The sequence below is a fragment of the Methylobacterium sp. FW306-05-D genome (genome assembly GCF_058782155.1).
On the sequence record NZ_JBYSXL010000111.1, the window covers coordinates 1 to 10,165 of the forward strand.

Sequence of the window (10,165 nt, forward strand, 5' to 3'; positions counted from 1 at the left end):
TCCCCCGCCTCCCACCGGTTCCTCCGCACCCGTGTTCAACCGCTTCCTCTCGTACGAGACCCGCTACGCCCGGCGCATGGCGCGGATCGCGCGCTTCGAGCGCCCGATCGCCGGCCCGGTCTCGCGGGCCAAGGCCTGGGCGAACATGCTGCTGGTGGATCACGGCGTTTTCCGCCTCGCCTACCTGAACCGGCATCGGATCGGCGCGGGCAAGCTCTGGCGCTCGGCCCAGCCGACACCGCACCAGCTCGCCTGGTTCAAGCGCCAGGGCGTGCGGACCGTCATCTCCCTGCGCGGCGGGCGCGAGCACGGCTCGTGGCCCCTGCAGCGCGAGGCTTGCGAGCGCCAGGGCCTGACCCTGGTGGAGTTCGTGCTGCGCTCGCGGGAGGCGCCCTCGCGCGAGACCATCCTGGCCGCCAAGGCGTTCTTCGACGGGGTCGAGTACCCGGCGATGATGCATTGCAAATCGGGGGCGGACCGCGCCGGGCTGGCGGCGGCGCTCTACCTCATCCTGCACGAGGGCCTGCCGGTGGCGGAGGCCATGGGCCAGCTCTCCGCCCGCTATGGCCATTTCCGGTTCGCCAAGACCGGAATCCTCGATGCGTTCTTCGCGCTCTACCGCCAGGAGGGCGAAGCCCGTGGCCTCGACTTCCTGACCTGGGTCGAGACGGAGTACGACCCGGAGGCGCTGAAGCGCTCGTTCCGCCCCGGTTTCTGGTCGGACCTCGTGGTGGACCGGGTCATCAAGCGCGAATAGGCGGGCACGAAAAACCCGCCGCGGCCGGGCCGGGCGGGCTCTTCTTCCGGGCGCCGCCGACGCGCGAGCGCCCGGCGGTGCGACACCCTCAGGCGGCGAGGCGCAGGGTCGACGGAGCGTTCTCGTTGCTGGCGATGAAGCGGCCGGAATTGGAGAGCGGACCGTTCTTCGGCGTCAGGACGTTGGCGGCCACGAAGACCAGCGAGACGTTCAGGGCGATGGCGGCGACGACGAGGAGAGCGATCATCTGAGGCGTTCCGGTGCGGTTGCGTTGAGCCTCATATGGCACCGCACCATTTGCTCTGGTATACCAAATCCAACACACCACGCATGCAGGAAATGCAGGCCTGGCCGTAAGCGCCCTCTCTCCCGCCCAGGAACCGGTCCTTCCTGCATCGCTCGACCATCGGCCGTGCAAACCTCACCGGACAAACGATCGGCGCGAGATCGCCTGAAGGCGTCAGTTTTCGCAGCGCACCAATCAATTCATCGACAGACTCTCGATGTCCGCGGCGAAGGACGAGACGTAGCCGGGACTTTCACCGGTGAGAACGATCAGCGTCAGGATCAGACCGACCGCGCCGAGATACACGACCGCGAAGAGATCCCTGTCGTCCCGACCGGCCAGGACGATGCCCGCGAAGGGGACCGTCTGGAGGGTGAGTGCCGCCGCAATGTTCATGGACCACCTCGAAGTCGGCCGGATCGTCGGGTCGATCCCCCGACCGGCGCGGATGGCGCCGATCAGGAAACCCGGTTTTCCGCCGGCCCGCCCCGTGGAAGGAGCGTCGGGCCGGCGGACACGCTGCGGGCGGAGGGTGTGACGCCCGGCTGCGCTCAGGCCGCCTGGGCCGGTCGCGCCGCCACCGGAGCCGCGACGGGCTCGTCGGTGAGGAAGCGCAGGCGCAGGGGCTTCAGGACGAACATCGCCAGGATCGCCGCCACGACATTGAGCCCGATGATGATCGAGAACACCGCCGACCAGCCGTACCTGGCCGAGATGACGCTGGCGATCGGCACCAGGAACGAGGCGGTTCCCTTGGCCGTGTAGAGAAGGCCGGCATTGGTGGTGGCGAATTTCGAGCCGAAGGTGTCGCCGCAGGTGGCCGGGAACAGCGAATAGATCTCCCCGAAGACACCGAAATAGACCGCCGTGGCGAAGACGAAGACCAACGGGCTGGTGCCGTAGGTCAGCAGGGTGATGATCGCCAGGGCGGCGATCGAGAAGGCGATGAACATCGTGTTCTCGCGTCCGAGGTTGTCCGAGACGAACCCGAAGAACGGGCGCCCGAAGCCGTCGAAGATGCGGTCGAGGGAGATCGCGAAGGTGAGCGCCGCCATCTGCAGTCCGAACAGGCTGACGGGGACGTCCGCCACCTTGAAGTCGTGGGCGATCGGGGCGATCTGCGCCGCCGCCATCAGGCCGCCGGAGGCCACCATCACGAAGATCACGTACATCAGCCAGAAGACGGGGGTGCGGACCACCTCGCGCGGCGTGCGGTCGACCTTGGCCTGGGGCAGGCGCAGGGTCTTGCGCTGGACCGGCACCGCCAGGGACGGCTTGCGCAGGAAGAACGACAGCAGGACCACGATGGCCCCCTGCCCCAGACCGAAATACAGGAAGGCGTCCTGGTAGCCGCTGGTGGCGATCATCTTGGCGATCGGGATCACGGTGACGGCGGCACCGGCACCGAAGCCGGCCGCGGTGGCGCCGGCAGCGAGGCCGCGGCGATGGGGGAACCATTTCAGGGCGTTGCCGACGCAGGTGCCGTAGACCGATCCTGCTCCGATGCCGCCGATGACGGCCGCCGCGTAGAGCAGGAAGATGGAATCGGCCTGGGCGTTCAGGAACCACGCGAGGGCGATCATGACGCCGCCGAAGCAGACCACGATGCGCGGGCCGTAGCGGTCGACGAACCAAGCCTCCACCGGCACGAGCCAGGTTTCGGTGGCGACGAAGATGGTGAAGGCGAACTGGATCGCCGCACGGCCCCAGTGAAACTTGGCGTCGATCGGGTCGACGAAGAGCGTCCATCCGTATTGGAGGTTGGCGATCATCGCCATGCACAGCACGCCGAAGGCGAGTTGCCACCATTTGGCGGACGGCGGGTCCTGACGTTCCATCCCGAATTCCTTCTTGATCGGATTGTTCGCACCGATGGCGTCAGCATGCACCAAAATTCTTTGTATGCAATATACCAGGGAATGAAATGTGGTTTCGGACGTGATGGGCCTCGTATGGGCCCGCGGCGCAGCCAGGCCGCGAACAATCGTGCAGGTTGTCGAAACGCTCCTCTGCCGCTCCCCGGAGGCCGATCGAAGCACAGCGTTCAGACGGCTCCCGCGCGTCCCCGCCGCCGGGACCGTTCTCGGCGGCGGGGACGCCCCTATTCCGCCGCGATGCGGCTCGCCTCGCGATAGGGATGCGCCGGGTAGGTGCCGATGATCCGCACCTCCCGGGAGAAGTAGCGGAGTTCGGCGAGCGCCCGCGACAGGCCCGGCTCCTCCGGATGGCCGTCCACCTCGGCGTAGAACTGCGTCGCCGAGAACTGGCCCTCGACCATGTAGCTCTCGAGCTTCGACATGTTGACGCCGTTCGTGGCGAAACCGCCCAGCGCCTTGTAGAGGGCCGCCGGAATGTTGCGGACCCGGAAGACGAAGCTCGTGACCATCGGGTCCTGCCCGGGCGAGACCGCCTCGGGCTCGGGCGAGAACACGACGAAGCGGGTGGTGTTGTGGCTCTCGTCCTCGACGTCGCGCTCCAGGATATCGAGGCCGTAGACCTCCGCCGCCAGGGCGGGCGCCAGGGCGCCCCGGGTCGGATCTCCCGCCTCCGCGACCTCGCGGGCCGCTCCGGCCGTGTCGCCGGCCACGATGGCGCGCAGCCCGAGGCGCCGGATGATCTTGCGGCACTGCCCGAGGGCGTGGACGTGGCTGTGCACCGTCCGGATGCGCTCGACGGGCGTGCCCGGCAGGACCATCAGCTGGAAATGGATCGGCAGGAAGTGCTCGGCCACGATGTGCAGGCCGGAGGTCGGGATCAGGTGGTGGATGTCCGCCACCCGGCCGGCGATCGAGTTCTCGATCGGGATCATCGCCCGCGTGGCGCGGCCCTCCTTCACGGCCGCGAAGGCGTCCTCGAAGGTCGGGCACGGCAGCGGCGTCCAGTCCGGATAGGCCTGGGCGCAGATGATGTGGGAGTTCGCGCCGGGCTCGCCCTGATAGGAGACGATGTGCTGGGGCATGGCGGGCAGGTCTTTCCGAGGCGCTTCAGTTCAGGCGGCGGGCCAACAGGATGGCGCGGGCGCGCTCCAGGTCGGCGGGGGTGTCGACGCCGAGCGGCAGGTCGTCGACGAGGATGGCGTCGATGCGCATCCCGGCCTCGAGGGCACGGAGCTGCTCCAGCTTCTCGCGGGTCTCGAGCTCGCCGGGCGGCAACGCCATGAAGCGGGCCAGCGCCTTCCGGCGATACGCGTAGAGGCCGATATGATGGTAGAGCGGGCCCGCCCCCCAGGGCGCCTCGGCGCGGGTGAAATAGAGGGCGCGCAGGCGCCGGGTTCCGACCGTGTGGCCCACGAGCTTGACCACGTTCGGGTCGCGCCGCTCGGAATCCTCCGTGATGACGGCGCAGAGGGTGGCGATGTCGACCGAGCGGTCGGCCAGGGGCAGGATCGCCGCGCCGATGATGCCGGGGTCGATGGTCGGCAGGTCGCCCTGGACGTTGACCACGACGTCGTGGTTGCCCTGCGGATCGATGATCTCCAGGGCCTCGGCCAGACGATCCGAGCCGGACGGGTGGTCGGCCCGGGTCAGCACCGCGAGGCCGCCGACGGCCTCGATGGTCTCGACGATGGCGGGCGTGTCGGTGGCGACCACGACGGGGCCGATGCCGGCCTCCACGGCGCGACGCCAGACGTGCACGATCATCGGCTCGCCGGCGAGGTCGGCCATCGGTTTGTTCGGCAGGCGGGTCGCGGCCATGCGCGCGGGAATGAGGACGATGGGATCGGACATCGGTCTGGGCCCTGCTCCGGCTGGGGCCGGTGCTTAACAGCGGCGCCCCGGGTTGTCATGCCGCGCGCCGGCGCCCCATGCCGGGCCGCGCCGTCCTTCGACCATTCCGGCGGGAACCGGATGCGCCCGCTCGCGTCTCAAGAAGTGAGGGATGACGGCGACACAGGCCGCTCTGCGACTACGCGAAGCGCGATGGGACCATTGTCAAGGTCGGGCTTGAGCGGCTAAGCACCCTCGACCGTTTCCAAAGTCCGGCACGGACCCGCGCTGGACTTCGCCCTGAATTCTCCCCCCCTCAGGCCGGCCGCACCGGAGTTGTCGAGAATGGACTCTTTCGAGCTGAACAAGGTCGCGGGTGCCGCGCTCGGCGCGCTGCTGTTCGCCGTGGGGTCGGGCTTCGTCGCCGAACTGATCTATCATCCCAAGCCGGCGGGCAATGCGGGCTATGCCCTGCCCGAGCCCCAGCCAAAGGCAGCCGGCGGCGCCGCGCCTGAGGCCAAGGCCGAGCCGCTGCCGATCCGCCTGGCCAGCGCCACGGTCGACAAGGGCCAGGCGGCGGCCAAGAAGTGCGCCTCCTGCCACAGCTTCGAGAAGGGCGGCCCGAATAAGGTCGGCCCGCATCTCTGGGGCGTCGTCGACCGCCAGCGCGCGCACGAGCCGGGCTTCGAATACTCGGCCGCCCTCAAGGAGAAGGGTGGCACCTGGACCTACGACGAGCTCGACCACTTCCTGACGAACCCGAAGGGCTACGTTCCCGGCACCAAGATGGCCTTCGCCGGGATCACCTCCCCCGCCGAGCGCGCCGACGTGATCCTGTACCTGCGCAGCCTCGCCGACACGCCGGCGCCGCTGCCGGCGGCGGAAAAGAAGGCCGAGGGCGACAAGCCGGCCGAGGCTCAGCCGGCCGCCGCCAAGTCCGGGGATGCCAAGCCCGCGGACGCCAAGCCAGCGGATGCCAAGCCAGCGCCCGACTCCAAGCCCGCCGCCGAGGTTCGGCGCGAGCAGGCGCCCAAGCCCGCCGATACCTCCAAGCCGGCTGAGGACCAGAAGCCCGAGGTCGCCAACCCGGCCACCGCCGCCAAGCCCACCGTGGCGGGCGAGGAGGCGAACAAGCCGGCTTCCGCGAAGCCCGCCGACGACACCCCGGTCCAGGCGGCTCCCGCCGCGCCGCCGGCCCCGGCCGCCACCGTACCGGCCGAGAAGCCGGCGCAGCCTTGATCCGGGCTTCCGGCGCGGACAGAGGGTTTTCATGAACGAAGAAGGCCGGGCATCGCCCGGCCTTCTTCGTTTGTCGGGACCGAAGGCAGGCATACGAGTTAAGCTTCCTGCGCGCACGCGCCCGCTTGGCGTTCGCGGCCGGTCCGTCCTAGAACACCCGCCTGCCGTCGCCGGTGCGGCGGCGGAACCGCGACCCCGGAATCCGGAGACCGCCTGCCCGTGATGCGAATTGCCCCGATCGGACGCCTCGTCGCCGCCCTCGCCTTCCTGGCCTGCGGCCTGCCCGCCCGGGCCGCTCCCGATCCGGCACCCACCACGCCACAGGGTGACTGGAAGCCGGCGATCACGCTGATGGGCGAGCCGAAATACGGCCCGGGCTTCAAGCATTTCGACTATGCCGACCCGAACGCGCCGAAGGGCGGCCTCGTGCGCCTCGGCGCGCAGGGGGGCTTCGACAACTTCAACTACGTGGTCTCGGGCCTGAAGGGCGACCTCGAGGGCGGGATCGTCCAGATCTACGACACCCTCATGACGGAGTCGGCCGACGAGCCGTTCACCTCCTACGGCCTCCTGGCGGACGGCGTGCGCCTCGCCGACGACCTCTCGGCGGTGTCCTACCGCCTGCGCGAGGGCGTCCGTTGGCACGACGGCCAGCCGATCACGCCCGAGGACGTGGTCTGGTCCTTCGATGTCCTGAAGGCCAACAGCCCGTTCTATGCAGCCTATTACCAGACCGTGACCAAGGCCGCCGTCACCGGCCCGCGGGAGGTCACCTTCACCTTCTCGGAGGCCGGCAACCGCGAGCTGCCGCAGGTGCTCGGCCAGTTGCGGGTGCTGCCCAAGCATTGGTGGACCGGCACCGACGCCCAGGGGCGGCCGCGCGACGTGACCCAGACCACCCTGGAGATCCCCCTGGGCTCGGGCCCCTACCGCCTGGCGAAGTTCGAGGCCGGGCGCAGCGCCACCTACGAGCGGGTGGCGGATTACTGGGGCAAGGACCTGCCGGTGAATGTCGGCCGCAACAACTTCGGCACGATGCGCAACGAGTATTTTCGCGATGCGACGGTGCTGATCGAGGCGCTGAAGGGCGACCTGTTCGACTTCCGGGCCGAGAACGTGGCGCGCAACTGGGCCACCGCCTACGACAATTTTCCCGCCGTGAAGGAGGGCCGTCTGATCAAGGAGGAATTCCCCGATCGCGGCAACGGCAACATGCAGGCCTTCGTGCTCAACACCCGCCGGGCGAAATTCGCCGATCCGCGGGTGCGTCGGGCCTTCAACCTCGCGATGAACTTCGAGGAGATGAACCGGTCGCTGTTCTTCGGCCTCTACAAGCGCATCGACTCCTACTATTTCGGCTCGGAGCTGGCCTCGTCCGGCCTGCCCCAGGGCGACGAGCTCGCGATCCTCGAATCCGTGAAGGACAAGATCCCTCCTTCCGTCTTCACGACACCCTACACCAACCCCGTCAACGGCACGCCGGACGCGGTGCGGGCCAACCTGCGCGAGGCCGTCGGCCTCCTGAAGCAGGCCGGCTACGAGCTGCGCAACGGCCAGATGACCGACGTGAAGAGCGGCGAGCCGCTCACCGTCGAGTTCCTGGAATTCCAGAGCGTGTTCGAGCGGGTCGTGCTGCCCTACGCGGCGCAGTTGAAGCTCATCGGCATCAACAGCTCCCTACGGGTCATCGACCAGGCCCAGTACCAGAACCGCCTGCGGGCCTTCGACTTCGACATCACCACGAGCTCGTGGCCGGAATCCCTCTCCCCCGGCAACGAGCAGCGCGAATACTGGGGCTCAGCCTCCGCCGACAAGGCCGGCTCGCGCAATCTCATCGGCATCAAGGATCCGGCCATCGACGCCCTCGTGGAGAAGGTGATCTTCGCGCGTGACCGCCCCGGCGTGCTGGCGGCGACCCACGCCCTCGACCGGGTGCTGCTGGCCCACAACTTCGTCGTGCCGCAATGGGGCTCGAACGTCTCGCGCACCCTGCGCTGGAACCGCTTCGGGCACCCGGACGTCCTGCCGAAATACGGCAGCTCGGGCTTCCCGGCGACCTGGTGGTACGACGAGGCCCTGGCGGCCAAGACCGGGGCCCCGCGTTGAGCGCCGGCCCGACCCGGCGCGCCGTCGTTGCGGGCGCCGGCGCCCTCGGGGCCACCCTGGTCCTCCCCGCCCCGGGCCGGGCGGCGGGCCGCACCAGCCACGGCCTGTCGAGCTTCGGCGACCTGAAGTACCCGGCGGACTTCCCGAACTTCGCCTACGTCAATCCGGACGCGCCGCGGGGGGGCCGCTTCTCGGCGCAGCTCGCCTCCACCCTGGGCAACCAGGCCTCCGACACCTTCAACACCCTGAACATCTACGTCCTGCGCGGCGACGGCGCCGCCGGCATGAACCTGACCTTCGATTCGCTGATGGTGCGGGCGCTGGACGAGCCGGACGCGCTCTACGGCCTCCTCGCCCGCACGGTGGAGGTCTCCGAGGACGGGCTGACCTATCGCTTCAGCCTGAGGCCGCAGGCCCGCTTCCACGATGGCTCGCGCTTGACCGCCCACGACGTGGCGGCGTCGATGCGCCTCCTGAAGGACAAGGGCCACCCCGAGATCTCGCAGGTGATCCGCGACCTCTCCGAGGCGGTGGCCGAAGACGACGCCACGGTGACCCTGCGCTTCGCGCCCGGCCGCAGCCGCGACCTGCCCCTCTTCGTCGCCACCCTGCCGGTGTTCTCGGCCGCCTACTACGCCAAGCGCGATTTCGAGGCCTCCTCCCTGGAGCCGCCGCTCGGCTCGGGACCCTACCAGGTCGGGCGCGTGGAGGCGGGGCGCTTCATCGAACTGGAGCGGGTGAAGGACTATTGGGGCGCCGAGCTGCCGGTGAATGTCGGCCAGAACAACTTCGATGCGATCCGGTACGAGTATTTCCGGGATCGTCAGGTGGCGTTCGAGGCCTTCAAGGGCGGCGCCTTCACGTTTCGCGAGGAGTTCACCGCCCGGGTCTGGGCCACGGGCTACGACTTTCCCGCCGCGCAGGAGGGCCGCGTCCGCAAGGAGGTGGTGCCCGATGCGAGGCCCTCGGGCACGCAGGGCTGGTGGATGAACACCCGCCGCGAGGCTTTTCGCGATCCGCGCGTGCGCGAGGCGATCGGCCTGTGCTTCGACTTCAACTGGTCGAACGCCAACCTGATGTACGGCGCCTACATCCGCACGGCCTCCTATTTCGAGAACTCGGACCTGAAGGCCAGCGGCCGTCCCGCGCCGGAGGAGTTGGCCCTCCTCGACCCCATGCGCGGCGACCTGCCTGCGGAGGTCTTCGGCGAGGCCTGGAGCCCGCCCAATTCCGACGGCTCGGGCCAGGACCGCGCCCTGCTCAGCCGCGCCGTGGCCCTCCTCCGCGAGGCCGGCTGCACCCGCGACGGCGGCGTGATCCGCCTGCCCTCCGGCAAGCCCCTGGAGATCGAGTTCCTCGACAACGACCCGGTGTTCCAGCCGGTGACCCAGCCCTTCATCCGCAACCTCGGGCTGATCGGCATCCGCGCCAGCATCCGGCTGGTCGATCCTTCGCAGTACCAGGCCCGGGTCAAGGATTTCGATTTCGACCTCACGGCGCGCCGCTTCGCCGGCGGCCTCACGCCCGGCCCCGAACTCCGCGAGGCCTACGGCTCGCGCAGCGCCGGCACGCCCGGCTCGAACAATCTGGCGGGCATCGCGAGCCCGGCCATCGACACGCTGATCGACAAGGTGACGGAGGCGACGTCCCGCGCCGACATGACCCATGCCGCGCGCGCCCTCGACCGGGTGCTGCGGGCCGGCCGCTACTGGGTGCCGATGTGGTACAAGGCCGATCACCGGCTGGCGCTCTGGGACGTCTACGGCCGCCCGGCCCAGGGACCGACCTACGATCTCGGCGTGCCGACCGTCTGGTGGTACGATGCCGACAAGGCCCGGCGCATCGGCCGAACCTGAGGGACATCCGTGCTCGGCTACATCCTGCGCCGCATCGCGCTCATGGTCCCGACGATCTTCGGAATCATGCTCATCACCTTCGTCATCGTGCAGTTCGCCCCGGGCGGTCCCGTGGAGCGGGTGCTGGCCCAGCTCCAGGGCCAGAACGAGGGCAGCCTGTCGCGGGTAACCGGCGGGGCGGGCGACCTCGGCGGCGCCGCGCGCGGCGGGGGCG

The 10,165-nt window shown here is 69.4% G+C and carries 9 protein-coding genes and 1 pseudogene; 5 read left to right on the top strand and 5 right to left on the bottom strand.

Annotated elements, in window-relative coordinates; translation table 11 throughout:
• Positions 1-31 precede the first annotated feature (31 nt).
• The gene (locus AC3WLN_RS22425) at positions 32-757 is read left to right on the top strand and encodes a fused DSP-PTPase phosphatase/NAD kinase-like protein (RefSeq protein ID WP_463770386.1); all 726 of its coding nucleotides are present in this window, start codon (positions 32-34) and stop codon (positions 755-757) included.
• Between the two features lie 88 nt (positions 758-845).
• Here AC3WLN_RS22425 and AC3WLN_RS22430 read toward each other — a convergent pair whose 3' ends face one another.
• From AC3WLN_RS22430 to AC3WLN_RS22450, 5 genes are all read right to left on the bottom strand, one after another.
• A complete protein-coding gene (locus AC3WLN_RS22430) occupies positions 846-1,004 on the bottom strand; it encodes a hypothetical protein (protein WP_463770388.1) in 159 nt (52 codons plus the stop codon).
• Between the two features lie 234 nt (positions 1,005-1,238).
• Positions 1,239-1,439: a hypothetical protein gene (locus AC3WLN_RS22435; RefSeq protein ID WP_463770390.1), complete on the bottom strand. Its 201-nt coding sequence runs from the start codon at positions 1,437-1,439 to the stop codon at positions 1,239-1,241.
• A 155-nt stretch (positions 1,440-1,594) separates the two neighbouring features.
• On the bottom strand, positions 1,595-2,881 hold the full coding sequence (gene oxlT / locus AC3WLN_RS22440; RefSeq protein ID WP_492484982.1) for an oxalate/formate MFS antiporter: 1,287 nt from the start codon (positions 2,879-2,881) through the stop codon (positions 1,595-1,597).
• 263 nt (positions 2,882-3,144) lie between these two features.
• On the bottom strand, positions 3,145-4,002 hold the full coding sequence (locus AC3WLN_RS22445; RefSeq protein WP_492484984.1) for a prephenate dehydratase: 858 nt from the start codon (positions 4,000-4,002) through the stop codon (positions 3,145-3,147).
• 25 nt (positions 4,003-4,027) lie between these two features.
• Entirely contained in the window at positions 4,028-4,771 is a 744-nt protein-coding gene (locus AC3WLN_RS22450; protein ID WP_492484986.1) for a 3-deoxy-manno-octulosonate cytidylyltransferase, read from the bottom strand.
• A 324-nt stretch (positions 4,772-5,095) separates the two neighbouring features.
• On the opposite strand from AC3WLN_RS22450, the gene AC3WLN_RS22455 reads away from it, so the two are divergent.
• The 4 genes and pseudogenes from AC3WLN_RS22455 to AC3WLN_RS22470 all read left to right on the top strand — a co-directional run.
• A complete protein-coding gene (locus tag AC3WLN_RS22455; protein ID WP_492484988.1) occupies positions 5,096-5,989 on the top strand; it encodes a c-type cytochrome in 894 nt (297 codons plus the stop codon).
• Between the two features lie 222 nt (positions 5,990-6,211).
• Complete coding sequence (locus AC3WLN_RS22460; RefSeq protein ID WP_492484990.1) at positions 6,212-8,095, top strand: extracellular solute-binding protein; 1,884 nt, start codon at positions 6,212-6,214, stop codon at positions 8,093-8,095.
• Positions 8,092-9,951, top strand: coding sequence for an extracellular solute-binding protein (locus AC3WLN_RS22465; protein ID WP_492484992.1), 1,860 nt, complete (start codon positions 8,092-8,094; stop codon positions 9,949-9,951). Before AC3WLN_RS22460 ends, AC3WLN_RS22465 begins: the two co-directional genes overlap by 4 nt.
• A gap of 9 nt (positions 9,952-9,960) precedes the next feature.
• Positions 9,961-10,165, top strand: a pseudogene (locus tag AC3WLN_RS22470) (microcin ABC transporter permease); the annotation flags it as partial.

Coding starts and splice junctions, on each gene's coding strand:
- AC3WLN_RS22430 (WP_463770388.1), bottom strand. CDS start 1,004: ATGATCGCTCTCCTCGTCGTCGCCGCCATCGCCCTGAACGTCTCGCTG.
- AC3WLN_RS22435 (WP_463770390.1), bottom strand. CDS start 1,439: ATGAACATTGCGGCGGCACTCACCCTCCAGACGGTCCCCTTCGCGGGC.
- AC3WLN_RS22460 (WP_492484990.1), top strand. CDS start 6,212: ATGCGAATTGCCCCGATCGGACGCCTCGTCGCCGCCCTCGCCTTCCTG.
- AC3WLN_RS22445 (WP_492484984.1), bottom strand. CDS start 4,002: ATGCCCCAGCACATCGTCTCCTATCAGGGCGAGCCCGGCGCGAACTCC.
- oxlT (WP_492484982.1), bottom strand. CDS start 2,881: ATGGAACGTCAGGACCCGCCGTCCGCCAAATGGTGGCAACTCGCCTTC.
- AC3WLN_RS22450 (WP_492484986.1), bottom strand. CDS start 4,771: ATGTCCGATCCCATCGTCCTCATTCCCGCGCGCATGGCCGCGACCCGC.
- AC3WLN_RS22455 (WP_492484988.1), top strand. CDS start 5,096: ATGGACTCTTTCGAGCTGAACAAGGTCGCGGGTGCCGCGCTCGGCGCG.